The sequence below is a fragment of the Pseudomonas syringae group sp. J254-4 genome, assembly GCF_032586855.1.
Classification (GTDB): Bacteria; Pseudomonadota; Gammaproteobacteria; order Pseudomonadales; family Pseudomonadaceae; genus Aquipseudomonas; species Aquipseudomonas amygdali.
Genome location: NZ_JAWHOO010000018.1, coordinates 63,016 through 78,912 on the forward strand (window position 1 = coordinate 63,016; position 15,897 = coordinate 78,912).

Annotated in this window: 11 protein-coding genes; 8 read left to right on the forward strand and 3 right to left on the reverse strand. The window is 58.2% G+C overall.

The genetic code is table 11. The features are described from left to right. Nucleotides 1–380: 380 nt before the first annotated feature. Complete coding sequence (locus RYB09_RS19905) at nucleotides 381–1,670, forward strand: M18 family aminopeptidase (RefSeq protein WP_122258286.1); 1,290 nt, start codon at nucleotides 381–383, stop codon at nucleotides 1,668–1,670. Nucleotides 1,671–1,922: 252 nt separating this feature from the next. Here the strand turns inward: RYB09_RS19905 and RYB09_RS19910 are convergent, their stop codons facing one another. Beyond that, the gene (locus RYB09_RS19910) at nucleotides 1,923–5,408 is read right to left on the reverse strand and encodes an Ice nucleation protein (protein ID WP_410478324.1); all 3,486 of its coding nucleotides are present in this window, start codon (nucleotides 5,406–5,408) and stop codon (nucleotides 1,923–1,925) included. An 835-nt stretch (nucleotides 5,409–6,243) separates the two neighbouring features. Further along, nucleotides 6,244–6,963, reverse strand: a complete 720-nt coding sequence (locus tag RYB09_RS19915; protein ID WP_058399784.1) for a UTRA domain-containing protein — start codon at nucleotides 6,961–6,963, stop codon at nucleotides 6,244–6,246. Nucleotides 6,964–7,317: 354 nt separating this feature from the next. Here RYB09_RS19915 and RYB09_RS19920 point away from each other — a divergent pair, with 354 nt between their 5' ends. The 6 genes from RYB09_RS19920 to RYB09_RS19945 all read left to right on the forward strand — a co-directional run bounded on the left by RYB09_RS19920 (nucleotide 7,318) and on the right by RYB09_RS19945 (nucleotide 12,647). Then, nucleotides 7,318–8,385: an ABC transporter substrate-binding protein gene (locus RYB09_RS19920; protein WP_058408877.1), complete on the forward strand. Its 1,068-nt coding sequence runs from the start codon at nucleotides 7,318–7,320 to the stop codon at nucleotides 8,383–8,385. 77 nt (nucleotides 8,386–8,462) lie between these two features. Then, nucleotides 8,463–9,269: an alkaline phosphatase family protein gene (locus tag RYB09_RS19925; RefSeq protein ID WP_058408878.1), complete on the forward strand. Its 807-nt coding sequence runs from the start codon at nucleotides 8,463–8,465 to the stop codon at nucleotides 9,267–9,269. Continuing rightward, nucleotides 9,266–10,108, forward strand: a complete 843-nt coding sequence (locus RYB09_RS19930; protein ID WP_316889895.1) for an ABC transporter permease subunit — start codon at nucleotides 9,266–9,268, stop codon at nucleotides 10,106–10,108. Before RYB09_RS19925 ends, RYB09_RS19930 begins: the two co-directional genes overlap by 4 nt. Beyond that, nucleotides 10,095–10,892: an ABC transporter permease gene (locus tag RYB09_RS19935; RefSeq protein ID WP_002552644.1), complete on the forward strand. Its 798-nt coding sequence runs from the start codon at nucleotides 10,095–10,097 to the stop codon at nucleotides 10,890–10,892. Before RYB09_RS19930 ends, RYB09_RS19935 begins: the two co-directional genes overlap by 14 nt. Before the next feature lies 1 nt (nucleotide 10,893). Beyond that, entirely contained in the window at nucleotides 10,894–11,883 is a 990-nt protein-coding gene (locus RYB09_RS19940) for an ABC transporter ATP-binding protein (protein ID WP_002552643.1), read from the forward strand. A 110-nt stretch (nucleotides 11,884–11,993) separates the two neighbouring features. Continuing rightward, nucleotides 11,994–12,647: an HAD family hydrolase gene (locus tag RYB09_RS19945; RefSeq protein ID WP_058399780.1), complete on the forward strand. Its 654-nt coding sequence runs from the start codon at nucleotides 11,994–11,996 to the stop codon at nucleotides 12,645–12,647. Nucleotides 12,648–12,666: 19 nt separating this feature from the next. Here RYB09_RS19945 and RYB09_RS19950 read toward each other — a convergent pair whose 3' ends face one another. Continuing rightward, nucleotides 12,667–13,629 carry an NAD(P)H-quinone oxidoreductase gene (locus RYB09_RS19950; RefSeq protein WP_005732900.1) on the reverse strand — a complete coding sequence of 321 codons (963 nt, stop codon included), beginning with the start codon at nucleotides 13,627–13,629 and terminating at the stop codon, nucleotides 12,667–12,669. 138 nt (nucleotides 13,630–13,767) lie between these two features. On the opposite strand from RYB09_RS19950, the gene RYB09_RS19955 reads away from it, so the two are divergent. Beyond that, on the forward strand, nucleotides 13,768–15,849 hold the full coding sequence (locus RYB09_RS19955; protein ID WP_004657761.1) for a carboxy terminal-processing peptidase: 2,082 nt from the start codon (nucleotides 13,768–13,770) through the stop codon (nucleotides 15,847–15,849). Nucleotides 15,850–15,897: the final 48 nt, after the last annotated feature.

Genomic DNA, 15,897 nt, shown 5'->3' on the forward strand with positions numbered 1-15,897 from the left:
TGAATGACACGCTGGCTATCGTGCAGATGCTCCGCGTCATACAGCTGCTCTGACTATCGTTCCCACGCTCCGCGTCACACAGCGGTTCTGCGACTTCAGGTGGATTTAGGGTCGACTCAGGTCACCTTTTCGCCCCTCGGCGAGTTACTTTGATGGGGCCAAAGTAACCAAAGCCCCCCGCTCCTGTTTCCGGCCCGACTTCGTCGGGTTCCTTCGCCCTGTCACTGATCCGGGGGTCGCCGGATCAGCGCCAGGACTCAGCCGTCACTAACGTCGCACTCTGCGTCGTCAGTGCCACCGCGGTTGAAAAGCGTTTCTGTGGCAGCGGCAACGACTGAGCCAATGCGGTAAACTCGCGCCATTGCTGTCTGGAGCTATTTATGCGCGCAGAGTTGAACAAAGGCCTCATCGATTTTCTGAAGGCTTCTCCCACCCCGTTCCACGCCACCGCCACCCTCGTGCAACACTTCGAAGCTGCGGGTTTTCAACGGCTGGATGAACGTGACACCTGGGCAATAGAAACTGGAGGTCGTTACTTCGTCACCCGTAATGACTCTTCTATCGTCGCCTTCCGCATGGGCCGTCAGTCGCCACTCACCGGCGGAATTCGCATGGTTGGCGCACACACGGACAGCCCGTGCCTGCGGGTCAAACCGCAACCGGAACTGCAACGCCAGGGCTTTTGGCAGCTGGGCGTCGAAGTCTACGGCGGCGCGCTGCTGGCACCGTGGTTTGACCGTGATCTGTCGCTGGCGGGTCGCGTCACCTTCCGCCGCGATGGCAAGGTTGAAAGTCAGTTGATCGACTTCAAGCTGCCGATTGCCGTGATCCCCAACCTGGCCATCCACTTGAACCGCACCGCCAATGAAGGCTGGGCGATCAATGCGCAAAACGAACTGCCGCCGATCCTCGCGCAAGTGGCTGGCGACGAACGCGCGGACTTCCGTGCGCTTCTGACTGATCAACTGGCCCGCGAACACGGGCTGAATGCGGACGTGGTGCTCGATTACGAGCTGAGTTTCTATGACACACAGAGTGCCGCCGTTGTCGGCCTCAATGGGGACTTCCTGGCAGGCGCACGCCTGGACAACCTGCTGTCGTGTTATGCCGGGATGCAAGCGCTGCTGAACAGCGAAAGTGACGAAACCGCTCTGCTGGTGTGCACCGATCATGAAGAAGTCGGTTCGTCGTCGACCTGTGGCGCAGACGGCGCAATGCTTGAGCAGATCGTCCAGCGCCTGCTGCCGAGCAGCGAAGACTACGTACGAACCATTCAGAAATCGCTGCTGATATCGGCCGACAACGCCCACGGCATACACCCCAACTACGCCGAAAAACATGACGCCAATCATGGTCCCAAGCTCAACGCCGGGCCGGTGATCAAGGTCAACAGCAACCAGCGCTACGCCACCAACAGTGAAACAGCCGGTTTCTTCCGCCATCTGTGCATGGCTGAAGAAGTACCGGTGCAGAGTTTCGTGGTGCGCAGCGACATGGCCTGCGGCTCGACTATCGGGCCAATCACCGCCAGCCATTTGGGTATCCGCACGGTAGACATCGGCCTGCCAACGTTCGCCATGCATTCGATTCGCGAGCTGGCCGGCAGTCATGACTTGGCGCATCTGGTCAAAGTACTGAGCGCGTTCTATGCCAGCCACGAGCTGCCATAACATCTGCAATGATTGATCCTCGTGGGAGCGGCGTGCTGCTCCCGCGTAACAGTCCTGACGCCCGGTAAAACACCCTGATTGAAAAAATAAAGTTTCGCGGCTTACACATAAAAAACAACGCAGGCTTTATCGGTTTTATCCTCGGCACCTTTGGGCAGTACACCGTTGATTCGTTTATAAAGGGACTTCATGTCCCGAACCGCACCGACGTACCCTGTCGATGATTCAGTACGAATAAACCGGCTCCGTGACTCAGGTGTCGTCCTCGTCGGTTTTATTGACGATATCGTCATCGTCATTCACGTAATACGGAATGTCGGCTTCAACGCCGTTCTCTCCCGTCCTGGCCACCAGTTGTCTGTACCGCTTGCCGTCCCAGAGTCTGAAAACAAGCGTGGAGTCTTCTCCTGCCGATAACGTGGAACCTTCACTGCCAATGAGTTTGCTACGAGCGCCTGCTGTCAACACACTGTTCTTTCCGGCGGTCAATCTGCTTTGGTCTCCCGCCATCAACGTGCAGTCGTGCCCGCCGGTCAACTTGCTTCTGTCGCCAGCGGTGAGGTAACTGTTGTTACCGGCCAGTAGTTTGCTGCGGTCCCCCGCGGTCTGATTACTGTCTGCACCGGCAATCAACCTGCTGCGATCACCCGCCAGTTGTACACTGCCCGCACCGGCAATCAGCGTGCTGCGAAAGCCTGCTGTCTGCGAGCTGCCCTTGCCGGCGATCAGCATGCTTTTATTTCCGGCCACCTGAATACTTTCATGGCCCGCAATCAACGAACTGCCATAACTCGCGATCTGGTTACTGCCGTAGCCCGCAGTCAATGTGCTGCGAATGCCTGATGTGAGACTGCTGCCATAACCGGCAATCAACACACTACGAAGCCCGGCGATCAGCGTACTGCCGTAACCTGCCGTCAGAAAACTTCGGATTCCGCTGGTCAGGGAACTGCCATAACCAGCGATCAATGAGCTGTCCTGCCCGGCTGTTGCCGTACTGCCATACCCCGCCGTCAGTGAACTTCCATGCTCGGCAGTCTGGGTACTGCCATAACCTGCCGTGAGCGTACTTTTATAGCCTGCCGTCTGCGTACTGCCATAGCCCGCGATCAGCGAACTCTCATAGCCGGCGGTAGAGGTACTTCCGTAGCCGGTGGTGAGCGAGCTTTTTTCCTGCGCGGTTTGCGTACTGCCATAACCGGCTGTCAACGTGCTCTCGTAACCTGCCGTCTGCGTGCTGCCGTAACCGGCGATCAGCGAACTTGCATAACCTGCGGTGGAAGTGCTTCCGTAGCCTGTAACCAGGTCACTGCGCTCCTGCGCCGTTTGCGTACTGCCATAACCCGCAGTCAACGTGCTCTCGTAACCTGCCGTCTGCGTACTGCCGTAACCCGCGATCAGCGAACTTGCATAGCCCGCAGTGGAAGTACTTCCGTAGCCGGTGGTCAGCGAGCTGCTGTCCTGTGCGGTTTGCGTACTGCCATAACCGGCTGTCAACGTGCTCTCGTAGCCTGCCGTCTGCGTACTGCCATAGCCAGCAATCAGGGAGCTTGAGTAACCCGCAGTCGACGTGCTTCCGTAGCCTGTCACCAGGTCACTGCGTTCCTGTGCCGTCTGGGTACTGCCATACCCGGCAGTCAATATGCTTTTGAAGCTGGCCGTTTGGGTGCTTCCATAGCCGGCGATAAGCGAACTGTTTGATCCTGCCGTTGAAGTGCTGCCATAACCTGCGACCAGGTCACTGTATTCTCTGGCCGTCTGAGTACTCCCATAACCGGCGGTCAGCATGCTTCTGTAACTCGCGGTCTGGGTGCTGCCATACCCTGCAATCAGCGAACTGCCCGAACCTGCGGTTCCCGTACTGCCATAGCCCGCAATCAGGTCGCTACCGTCCCTGGCCGTCTGAGTACTGCCATAACCAGCGGTCAGGATACTTTTGTGGCCCGCAGTCTGCGTACTTCCATAACCCGCAATGATGAAACTCTCGTGACCCGCGGTACCTGTACTTCCATAGCCTGCGGTGAGGTTACTGGCAGCCCCGGCCGTTTGCGTACTGCCATAGCCCGATGTGAGTACGCTGCCCTGCTGTGCGGTCTGGGTACTGCCATAACCTGCCGTGAGCGAGCTTTCACTGCCCGAGGTTTGCGTGCTGCCGTAACCGGCGATAAGCGAGCTGTCAGCGCCAGCTGTTCCAGTACTGCCATATCCGGCCGTCAGGGTGCTGCCTTCACGGGCAGTCTGGGTACTGCCATAGCCTGCGGTGAGCGAACTTTCGCTGCCTGACGTCTGCGTGCTGCCATATCCGGCGATCAACGAACTGTCGGCACCTGCCGTGCCAGTGCTGCCGTAGCCCGCCGTCAGGTTACTGCCTTCCTGGGCCGTCTGCGTACTGCCGTAACCCGCTGTCAGCGCACTGTCACTTCCCGAGGTCTGCGTGCTGCCGTATCCCGCGATCAGAGAGCTGTCGACACCTGCTGTACCCGTGCTGCCGTACCCCGCCGTCAGGTTGCTTCCCTCCTGGGCCGTCTGCGTACTGCCGTAACCCGCCGTGAGCGAGCTGTCACTGCCCGAGGTTTGCGTGCTGCCGTAACCGGCGATCAGCGAGCTGCTGGACCCTGCCGTGCCGGTGCTGCCATACCCAGCAGTGAGATTGCTGCCTTCCTGAGCCGTTTGCGTGCTGCCGTAGCCTGCGGTCAGGGCGCTGTCACTTCCCGAGGTTTGCGTGCTGCCGTATCCCGCGATCAGAGAGCTGTCGACACCTGCTGTACCCGTGCTGCCGTACCCCGCCGTCAGATTGCTGCCCTCCTGGGCCGTCTGCGTACTGCCGTAGCCCGCGGTCAGCGAACTGTCGCCTCCCGAGGTTTGTGTACTGCCATAACCGGCGATCAACGAGCTGTCCGAGCCTGCCGTGCCGGTGCTGCCGTACCCTGCGGTGAGATTGCTGCCTTCCTGCGCCGTTTGCGTGCTGCCGTAACCAGCCGTGAGCGAGCTGTCTTCTCCGGAAGTCTGGGTACTGCCGTAGCCGGCGATCAGCGAGCTGTCCGAACCTGCCGTGCCGGTGCTGCCGTACCCTGCGGTGAGATTGCTGCCTTCCAGCGCCGTTTGCGTGCTGCCGTAACCCGCTGTGAGCGAGCTGTCTTCTCCGGAAGTCTGGGTGCTGCCGTAACCGGCGATCAGCGAGCTGTCCGAACCTGCCGTGCCAGTGCTGCCATACCCTGCAGTGAGATTGCTGCCTTCCTGTGCCGTTTGCGTGCTGCCGTAACCCGCTGTGAGTGAGCTGTCCCCGCCAGAAGTCTGAGTACTGCCGTAACCGGCGATCAGCGAGCTGTCCGAACCTGCAGTGCCGGTGCTGCCGTACCCTGCCGTCAGGTTGCTGCCTTCGCGGGCGGTCTGGGTGCTGCCGTAACCCGCTGTCAGCGCGCTGTCCCCACCGGCGGTCTGGGTGCTTCCATAGCCAGCGACCAGCGAGCTGTCGGAGCCGGCGGTGCCTGTACTTCCATAACCGGCAATTAGATCACTGTGGTTGCCAGCGGTCTCGTTACTGCCATAACCGGCAATCAGACGACTGTGATTGTCGCCACTCAACGTGCTGCCGTAAGTGGCGGTCTGCAAATTCTGCGGCGTCGTCACCGGTAGGGTGTTTACTGGGGGGGCAGCCGCGCTGACCAACGCGACATCGAACACTTCATGACGGGCCTGTTCGGCCACCGGTAACGTGACACTTGCTGCCGCAGGCATGGGCGTGGGTATGGCCGTAGGCGTTGACGTTGACGTTGACGCAGGGTCGGCCTGACGTGCCGAAATGAAGTGTGACGCGCTGATCCTGTCGCCGACATGAACCACCTCGGCCCGCGGAAACTTGACCATTCCCGGCTCTTCCAGACTGATGATGTCTGCAACGGCGACTTCACAGACAATCCATCGAGCATCGGCATGCACGCTTAGAAAAGCGCTGGTTCCAGCGCCCCACAGTAAACCGACCAGACCATTCTCATGCCGCCTGGTTGACTGCCAGTATCTGGATTCCACCGCGCCGGACGCGGGCCATATAAGGCCGCAGTGATCGGCCATGTTATTTGCACAGGTACGCAGTACCAACGCCTTGTCGAGATTCATTACAGCATCCTCATAGATCCTTTAAATAAAAGCAGCCGTACTTATCAAGCATTGCTTTATAGGACAACTGCCATGTCAGCCTTAATCCAAACATGGAACGATCGTGCAAATGATACCAACTAACCAGTGCATATCCTTCCACACCAAAAACCTACCACACCCCATTAACAAACATTAATTAATATTAAGATTTTTCTTAAATCCGCTGAAAACTAGAATAATTACTCTGGAAAATCTCATCAAAAAAACCAACTAATTTAACGCCGCCCCGCCAGCAGCAATAGAACACCGCTCATTAATTTTTTTTGCTAATCAAACGCATGCATTATACAAAACCTATTAAACAGTCTGTAAATTGCACACTTTCCTATCAAAGAAATGAGTATTTATTTATAGAAAACAGCAAACTAACGGTGGTACAGACCGCGCTTGGGAAGTGGGTTTGCCACACCGGCATTCAGTCGCCGTGCACCTCTGCGCGCACATGAATAGCATCATGACGCCAGTATTCGAGGTCACAGTCGATCAACCGATCTTTCCAATCATAATTGACACGTGCAATGCGCAGGCCCGGGCTACCCAGTGAAACCTTCAGTGCAGCGGCCGCTTCGCTGTGCAGCGCTGTGGGGACCATGTCGAAGCGCACCCGACCGTAATGAATGTCATAGCGGCGGGCGTAGAGTTCACTGAGCGATTCGTTCAGGTCGTGTTCGAGAATGCCGGGGAACAACTCCGGTCTCAGGTAGTGCTCGACATACAGCACCAGACGCTGATCGATCCGTCGCGCGCGACAGATCTGGATCACGCTCGACAGCGCCGGCAGTTCCAGCATTTCGCAGATCATCGCTGAAGCAGGTTGCAGGCGTGCAGACAGAAGCCGGGTGTGCGGCACCCTTCCCTGGGCACAGACCATTGCGTGGAAATGGCTGCGCCTGATCAGGTCATAGGCCAGTCGTGGCGGGGAAATGAACCAGCCGCGACGCTCTTCACGGTAAATAAGCCCTTGCGCCTCCAGTTGCACGAGAGCCTCACGCAACGTGATACGGGTGGTAGCAAACACCTCGCTAAGCTTGCGCTCCGCAGGCAGCTTGCTGCCATGCGGCAACAAGCCATGTTCGATCTGCTCTTGCAGAGCACTGCAAATCGTTGTTACCGCCCGTGGCACATCTTCGCGCATTCCGGTATCCGTCTGGACTAGACCAGCTCTGTTGCGGGGCACACATCAGTGCAACCGACGCCGTTAACTCCGTTGCTTCAAGCCTAGGCCGGGCACATGACCATTCTGTGACATGACAAAACACGATCCATGCCAACTGCTCTGAAAAAAGGTCTTTAACCGTTGAAAAGCAAGCATGTTCCCATGGTCTACGCTTAGCGCCAGGCACTGCCGAACCACGTTAAAAACAGCTTCTGCCACTGAACACGACACGAAAATGTCATGCAAAAAGCCTAACTTGGCTCAGGTATTGCTGATCTAGACCAAACAATCCGCAACGAACACTTCTTGCAAGAAGTGCACTAGGAGCTCCGAATGAAACATCTTTTGTTGGCATCACTCCTCGGTTCAGCCATGGCAATGAGTTCGCTGGCCATGGCTGCGGACACGGACCTTAAAACGCTGGAGGCTGCGGCCAAGGCTGAAGGCGCGGTCAATAGTCTCGGCATGCCGGATGACTGGGCTAACTGGGGTGGCATCTGGAAAGACCTGGAAACCAAATACGGCCTCAAGCACATGGACACCGACATGAGTTCGGCCCAGGAGATCGCCAAATTCGATGCGGAGAAGGACAACGCCAGCGGTGACATCGGCGACGTGGGTGCCGCGTTCGGTCCTATTGCCGTTGCCAAAGGCGTGACCCAGCCTTACAAGCCAACCACCTGGGATCAGATTCCGGAATGGGCCAAGGACAAGGACGGCCACTGGGCGCTGGCCTACACCGGCACCATCGCCTTTATCGTCAACAAGAACCTGTTGCACGGCTCTGAAATACCGAAAAGCTGGGCCGACCTGAAAACAGGTAAATACAAGGTTTCCATTGGTGATGTGAGCACTGCTGCGCAAGCAACCAATGGCGTACTGGCCGCAGCCATTGCCATGAAAGGCGACGAAAGCAACATCGAGCCAGGCCTGGCACTGTTCACCGACCTGGCCAAGCAGAAGCGCCTGTCGCTGGCCAACCCGACCATTCAAACCATCGAAAAAGGCGAAATCGAAGTCGGCGTGGTCTGGGACTTCAACGGTCTCAACTACAAAGCCAAGATGGCCAAACCGGATGACTACGTGGTGCTGATCCCTTCGGACGGCTCGGTAGTTTCCGGCTACACCACCATCATCAACAAATACGCCAAGCACCCGAACGCTGCCAAACTGGCGCGTGAATACACCTTCAGCGATGCCGGTCAGATCAACCTGGCCAAAGGCAATGCGCGTCCGATTCGCGTCGAACACATCAAGCTGCCAGACGACGTGAAAGCCCAGTTGCTGCCGCATGAACAATACCTCAATGCCAAGCCGATCAAAGACGCAGCTGCCTGGGAGAAAACCTCCAAAGCGCTGCCTCAGAAGTGGAACGAACAGGTCATCATCGAGATGAACTGATTCTCTCCTGCGGCTCAGGGATGAAGTCGTGTACATCGGGCGAGCCAGACTCGCCCGTTCTTTCAAGCGAGTCGCCCATGAAACACAACGTCATCCTGATCGTGCTCGATGGCCTCAACTACGACGTGGCCCGCCACGCAATGGGCCATCTTCAAGCCTGGCATGATGCTGGCCGCGCCGCGCTCTACAAGCTGGAATGCGCGCTACCCGCCCTCTCCCGCCCCCTGTACGAATGCATATTGACCGGGGTCGCACCTATCGACAGCGGCATCGTGCACAACAACGTTTCACGCCTGTCTAACCAGCGCAGCGTCTTTCACTACGCTCGCGACGCCGGGCTGACCACTGCAGCGGCGGCCTATCACTGGTTCAGCGAGCTGTATAACCGCACGCCGTTCGACACGGCACGCGATCGTCATACCGAGGCAACGGAACTACCCATTCAGCACGGGCTGTTCTACTGGGCCGATCACTACCCGGACTCGCACCTGTTCGCCGACGCGGAAAGCCTGCGCCTTAAACATGCACCGAACTTTCTGCTGATCCACCCCATGAACATCGACGACGCCGGGCACAAGCACGGCCTCGACACTGCGCAATACCGCAACACCGCCCGCAATGCCGACATCATTCTGGCTGACTACCTGCAACGCTGGCTGGACGCAGGCTATCAAGTGCTGGTGACCGCCGACCACGGCATGAACAACGACCGCTCGCACAACGGCCTGCTGCCGGAAGAACGCGAAGTGCCGCTGTTCGTGCTGGGTGATGCGTTCAGCCTGAATGTCGACGCTGCACCGCGCCAGATCGATCTGTGCGGCACCATCTGCGAGCTGCTCGGCGTACATCACGACAAACCGGTCTGCCGGGAGATTCTCAATTGACCCGATTTTCCCGAGGCAAGTGGCTGGGGCTGTTGTGCCTGGTGCCCTTTGCCGTGTTCTTCATTGTGTTTCAGATTGCGCCGCTGCTCTGGGTGGCGATCCACAGCCTGCAAAGCGACGCCGGTTGGGGCTGGGAAAATTTCACCAAAGCGTTCAGCTCGAAGTTCTATCGGCAGGCGATCCAGTACAGCCTGGAGATCAGCTTCTGGTCGAGCCTGTTCGGCATCATCATCGCCGTGCTGGGTGCCTATTCGCTGCGAAAGGTAGACTCACGGCTGCGGGATTTCGTCAATTCGTTCGCCAACATGACCAGCAACTTTGCCGGCGTTCCATTGGCGTTCGCGTTCATCATTCTGTTGGGTTTCAACGGCGCATTGACCCTGATCCTCAAGCAGACCGGGATCATCGATGACTTCAACCTGTACTCCAAAACCGGGTTGATCATCCTCTACACCTACTTCCAGATTCCGCTTGGCGTGCTGCTGCTCTACCCGGCATTTGACGCTGTACGCGAGGACTGGAACGAGTCGGCGGCACTATTGGGTGCCAGCGGTTATCAATTCTGGCGCTATATCGGCCTGCCGGTCCTGACCCCTGCGCTGCTCGGTACGTTCGTGATTCTGCTGGCCAACGCGCTGGGCGCGTATGCCACGGTTTACGCCCTGACCACCGGCAATTTCAACGTGCTGCCGATCCGCATTGCCGCGATGGTGGCAGGCGATATCACCCTGGACCCGAACATGGCCAGCGCTCTGGCGATGATTCTGGTCGGCCTCATGACTCTGGTCACAGTCGTCCATCAGTGGCTGTTGAAGAGGAGCTACCATGTCGCGCGCTGAACGAAGGCCCGCGGGCATTTACCACAAAACCGTGGTTTACCTGCTGTTCCTGATCCTGCTGCTGCCGCTGGCCGGGACCTTTCTGTACTCGATTTCCACCAGTTGGTCGGCGACCATTCTGCCCAGTGGCCTGACCTTCAAGTGGTACGTGGCGCTGTGGAGCGATCCGCGTTTTCTGGCGGCGTTCGGCCAGTCACTACTGGTATGCGTCGGCGCGTTGATACTCTCGGTGGTGCTGATTCTGCCGCTGCTGTTTGTCGTGCATTACTACTTCCCGCGCCTCGACGGGCTGATGAACATCCTGATCCTGCTGCCGTTCGCCGTGCCTCCCGTGGTCTCTTCGGTGGGCTTGCTGCAACTCTATGGCTCAGGCCCCATGGCCATGGTAGGCACGCCGTGGATTCTGATCGGCTGCTATTTCACAGTCGCCCTGCCTTTCATGTACCGCGCCATCACCAATAACCTGCAGGCCATCAACCTGACGGACCTGATGGACGCCGCCCAATTGCTTGGGGCGAGTACCTGGCAAGCAGCGTTCATGGTCGTGCTGCCTAACCTGCGCAAGGGCTTGATGATTGCCCTGCTGCTGTCATTCTCGTTCCTGTTCGGTGAGTTCGTGTTCGCCAACCTGCTGGTCGGCACTCGTTATGAAACCCTGCAGGTCTACCTGAACAACATGCGCAACAGCAGCGGTCACTTCAACAGCGCGCTGGTGATTTCCTATTTCCTCTTCGTGCTGGTGCTGACCTGGGCCGCCAATCGACTGAACAAGGACAAAGACTGAAATGAGTTTTGTCAGCATTGAAAACCTGCAGAAAAGCTATGCCAGCACGTCAGTGTTCAGCGACATCAACTGCAGTATCACGAAAGGCGAGTTTGTCACCTTGCTCGGCCCATCCGGCTGCGGCAAGTCCACGTTATTGCGCTGCATTGCCGGGCTGACACCGGTCAATAGCGGGCGCATCCTGCTTGATGGCACTGACCTGGTGCCGCTCACACCACAAAAACGCAACATCGGCATGGTGTTCCAGAGCTACGCGCTGTTTCCCAACATGACCGTCGAGCAAAACGTCGCGTTTGGCCTGCGAATTCAGAAAGTCAGTGCGGCCGACAGCGAAAAGCGCGTTGCCGATATTCTGCGCATGGTCGAGCTGCACGACTTTGCCACGCGTTATCCGCATCAGTTATCCGGCGGGCAATGCCAGCGCGTGGCTCTGGCGCGCTCGCTGGTCACTCGCCCACGCCTGCTGTTGCTTGATGAGCCGCTGTCGGCACTGGATGCGCGAATTCGCAAAAACCTGCGTGAGCAGATTCGCGCCATTCAGCGCGAGCTGGGCCTTACCACGATCTTCGTGACCCACGATCAGGAGGAGGCGCTGACCATGTCCGACCGCATCTTCCTGATGAACGAAGGCCGGATCGTGCAGAGTGGTGACGCAGAAACCCTTTACACCGCTCCGGTTGACGTGTTCGCTGCGGGCTTCATCGGCAACTACAACCTGCTGGAAGCCGAAGACGCCACACGTCTGATGCAACGCCCGATCACCAGCCGCATTGCGATTCGCCCTGAATCGATCCAATTGAGCCTGACCGGCGAACTGGAAGGCGAAGTACGCAGTCACAGTCTGCTCGGCAACGTCATCCGCTACCGGATACAGGCCCGCGGCGTGGAACTGGTGGTCGACGTACTGAACCGCAGCGCCGACGACCTGCACCCGGATGGAAGGCGTGTAACACTGAACATCGAACCGTCGGCGCTCTGTGCTCTGAACTGACCGTGCTCTGAACTGAATTTGTTCTGCACGGATAACGCCACACGCTTGCCGATCAAGACGCCAGGCGTGAAGCTGACAGCTGATTCAACAGACTTTTAGGAGAAACGCACATGCCCTTGGCAATTTTTGACCTGGACGAGACCCTGATCGGTGGCGACTGTGCCACGCTCTGGAGCGAGCAGATGGGTCGCCTGGGCTGGGTCGACTCAACCTCGTTCATGCAGCGCAACGACGAACTGATGGCCGCCTACAGCGCAGGCGAGCTGGCGATGGAAGAGTTCATGGCGTTCAGCCTTGAACCCATGGCGGGTCGTACGCCTGAAGAAATCGATCACCTGGTCGGCCCGTGGGTCGAGGATGTGATCGAGCCGATTATCTACAGCGACGCTTGCAAATGTATTGCTCAGCATCGCGCCAAAGGCGACCGGATTCTGGTGATCTCGGCGTCAGGTGTGCACTTGGTAAAACCCATCGCAGAACGATTGGGGATCGACGAAGTGCTGGGCATCGAACTGGACGTGCAACATGGCGTGTACAGCGGTGCCACGGTCGGCGTGCTGACCTATCGGGAAGGCAAGATCACGCGCCTGATGGAGTGGCTGGACGCCGAAGGGGAAAACCTTGAGGGGGCGAGCTTCTACTCGGATTCGCGCAATGACCTGCCGCTGCTGCTCAAGGTTGACCACCCTAACGTGGTCAACCCCGATGCCGTGTTACTGGAACACGCGCAGAAAGCAGGCTGGCCGGTGCACGACTGGAGCTGAGCCCAGAGGCACCGACGGGTCAGACCAGGCTTTCGTCGATGACCAGCACGATCTTGCCGGACACCGTGTTGGTCGCCAGCTCTTCGAACGCAGCGTCGGCATCCTTGATCGCAAAGGATTTTGCCAGTTGCGGCTTGAGGCGGCCTTCAGTGAACAGCGGCCAGACGTGCTGGCCCAGGTCGCTGAGCAGGTCGGCCTTGAATGTGTCATCGCGACTGCGCAAGGTCGAACCCATCAGCTGGATACGTTTGCCCAGCACGTGCGCCAGATCCACCTGCGCCTCGCGCCCGCTCATGATACCGATCAGCACCCAGCGACCGTCCAGAGCCAGCAGTTTCACGTTGAGTTCGGCGTAGCTTGCGCCCACCGGGTCGAGGATGACGTTGAACGGTGCAAAATCGTTCAGGCCTTCAAGACTTTCGCTACGTACTACGCCCCCCTGTGCTCCCAGTTCGACGCAATAGGCCAGACGCTCGGTCGAACCGACGCTGACCCAGACCGGGTTGCCGAACGCTTTGCAAAGCTGAATACCGGCTGAACCAACCCCACTTGCGCCTGCGTGCAACAACACCTTTTCACCCGGCTTGAGGCCTGCCAGCTGAAACAGGTTGAGCCACGCGGTGGCATACACCTCAGGGATGGCGGCGGCCTCATGCAGCGACAGCCCCTCCGGGACCGGTAATACATGTCGCCCGTCGACCACCACTTCTTCGGCCATCGCCCCGCCCGCCAACAGCGCGCAGACGCGGTCTCCGACGACCCAGGACGTACCCGGACCGACTTCGGCGATCACGCCCGAGCACTCCAGACCCAGCGTCTGAGTGACGCCGGGCGGCGGCGGATACTTGCCTTCGCGCTGTAACAGATCGGCACGATTCAAACCTGCCGCAGCCACTTTGATACGTACCTGCCCCACATCGAGGGCCGGACTCGGCTCCTCGACCCATTCCACATGTCCTTCAACGCCTTGCAATGCCTTCACGGTGCCTCCATAGTGAGTCCAGACTGAGCCCGTGGCTGTTTTGCCCGGGCTTTTGCATTATGCGGCCGGGTCCAAAGGAACCGGCGACCTCAAAGACGGCCTAATATGCGTTATCAATTGTCCTCGCGTCGAATCAGCATGAAGCAATTATTCCCCAGCACTGCCCTCGCACTGTTTGTCGGCCTTAGCGTTTTGCCGATGTCAGCCAGTACCTTTGCCGCCAACAGCTGGGATAATCTTCAGCCGGACCGCGACGAAGTGATTGCCAGCCTCAACGTGGTTGAGCTGCTCAAACGACATCACTACAGCAAGCCGCCCCTGGACGACAAGCGTTCGGCGATTATTTACCAGAGCTACATCAAGCAACTGGACCCCTCGCGCAGCTATTTCATGGCCAGCGACATTGCCGAATTCGACAAATGGCAGTTCCAGTTCGACGACTTCCTCAAAAGTGGCGACCTGAATCCGGGGTTCACTATCTACAAGCGCTACCTGGACCGCATCAAGGCGCGTCTGGACTTCGCGCTGGCTGAATTGAGCAAGGGCGTCGACAAGCTCGACTTCAACACCAAGGAAACCCTGCTGGTGGACCGCAAGGACGCCGCATGGCCCAAGGACACTGCCGAACTCGACGAGCTGTGGCGCAAGCGCATCAAGGATGAAGTCCTGCGCCTGAAGATCGCAGGCAAGGACCCGGCGAAGATCCAGGAAACCCTGACCAAGCGTTACAAGAATCAGCAGGCCCGTCTGAACCAGACTCGCGCCGAAGATATCTTCCAGGCCTACATCAACACCTTCGCCATGTCTTACGACCCGCACACCAACTACCTGTCACCTGACAGCGCGGAAAACTTCGACATCAACATGAGCCTGTCGCTGGAAGGCATCGGCGCTGTGTTGCAGAGCGATAACGACAACGTGAAAATCGTGCGTCTGGTCCCGGCAGGCCCGGCGGCCAAGACCAAGCAGGTCGCGCCGGCCGACAAGATCGTGGCCGTTGCCCAGGGCGACAAGGAAATGGTCGACGTGATCGGCTGGCGTCTGGATGAAGTCGTCAAGCTGATCCGCGGTCCGAAAGGTTCCGTGGTCCGTCTGGAGATCATCCCGGCCAGCAATGCGCCGAATGACCAGACCAGCAAAATTGTCGCCATCACCCGTGAAGCGGTGAAGCTCGAAGAACAGGCGGCCAAGAAGTCGATCCTGCACCTCAAACAGGATGGCAAGGACTACAAACTCGGGGTCATCGACATCCCTGCGTTCTATCTGGACTTCAAGGCCTATCGTGCTGGCGATCCGGAATACAAGAGCACCACCCGTGACGTGAAGAAACTGCTTACCGAGCTGCAGGCCGAGAAGGTCGATGGCGTGGTACTGGATCTGCGTAACAATGGTGGCGGTTCGTTGCAGGAAGCGACCGAGCTGACCAGTCTGTTCATCGACAAAGGCCCGACCGTGCTGGTGCGCAACGCCGACGGCAAGGTCGATGTGCTGGAAGACGAAGCCAAAGGCGCGTTCTACAAAGGCCCTATGGCCTTGCTGGTCAACCGTCTGTCCGCTTCGGCGTCGGAGATTTTCGCTGGCGCGATGCAGGATTATCACCGCGCACTGGTGATCGGTGGCCAGACCTTCGGTAAAGGCACCGTGCAGACCATTCAGCCGCTCAATCATGGCGAACTGAAGCTGACCCTGGCCAAGTTCTACCGGGTTTCCGGTCAGAGCACCCAGCATCAGGGTGTAGTGCCGGACATCACTTACCCGTCGCTGATCGATACCAAGGAAATCGGCGAGAGCGCCCTGCCCGAGGCCATGCCATGGGACAGCATCAAACCGGCGATCAAACCTGCCATCGATCCGTTCAAGCCCTTCCTGGCCCAACTGCAGGCGCGACATGAAGCGCGTTCGGCGAAAGACGCCGAGTTCGTGTTCATTGAAGACCGCCTGGCGCTGGCCAAGAAGCTGATGAACGAAAAAACGGTCAGCCTCAATGAAGCCGACCGTCGTGCCGAGCATGCGTCCATCGAAAGCAAGCAGCTCGCGCTGGAAAACACCCGCCGCAAGGCCAAGGGTGAAGAGCCGCTGAAGGAGTTGAAGAAAGAAGACGAAGACGCGCTGCCAGTGGAAGACGAGAAAACCAAACCCGAGGACGATGCCTACCTGGCAGAGACCGGGCGTATTCTGATCGACTATCTGGGGCTAAGCGCCGCTGTGGCAAAAAAATAAGGCAGACTCATTGATGGCCATTTAGCTTCAACGTCATCAAACAGTCAT

Excerpts from the sequence above, each read along its gene's own strand:
- RYB09_RS19905 (WP_122258286.1), top strand. The coding sequence starts at position 381 with ATGCGCGCAGAGTTGAACAAAGGCCTCATCGATTTTCTGAAGGCTTCT.
- RYB09_RS19910 (WP_410478324.1), bottom strand. The coding sequence starts at position 5,408 with ATGCCTGCGGCAGCAAGTGTCACGTTACCGGTGGCCGAACAGGCCCGT.
- RYB09_RS19915 (WP_058399784.1), bottom strand. The coding sequence starts at position 6,963 with ATGCGCGAAGATGTGCCACGGGCGGTAACAACGATTTGCAGTGCTCTG.
- RYB09_RS19920 (WP_058408877.1), top strand. The coding sequence starts at position 7,318 with ATGAAACATCTTTTGTTGGCATCACTCCTCGGTTCAGCCATGGCAATG.
- RYB09_RS19925 (WP_058408878.1), top strand. The coding sequence starts at position 8,463 with ATGAAACACAACGTCATCCTGATCGTGCTCGATGGCCTCAACTACGAC.
- RYB09_RS19935 (WP_002552644.1), top strand. The coding sequence starts at position 10,095 with ATGTCGCGCGCTGAACGAAGGCCCGCGGGCATTTACCACAAAACCGTG.
- RYB09_RS19940 (WP_002552643.1), top strand. The coding sequence starts at position 10,894 with ATGAGTTTTGTCAGCATTGAAAACCTGCAGAAAAGCTATGCCAGCACG.
- RYB09_RS19945 (WP_058399780.1), top strand. The coding sequence starts at position 11,994 with ATGCCCTTGGCAATTTTTGACCTGGACGAGACCCTGATCGGTGGCGAC.
- RYB09_RS19955 (WP_004657761.1), top strand. The coding sequence starts at position 13,768 with ATGAAGCAATTATTCCCCAGCACTGCCCTCGCACTGTTTGTCGGCCTT.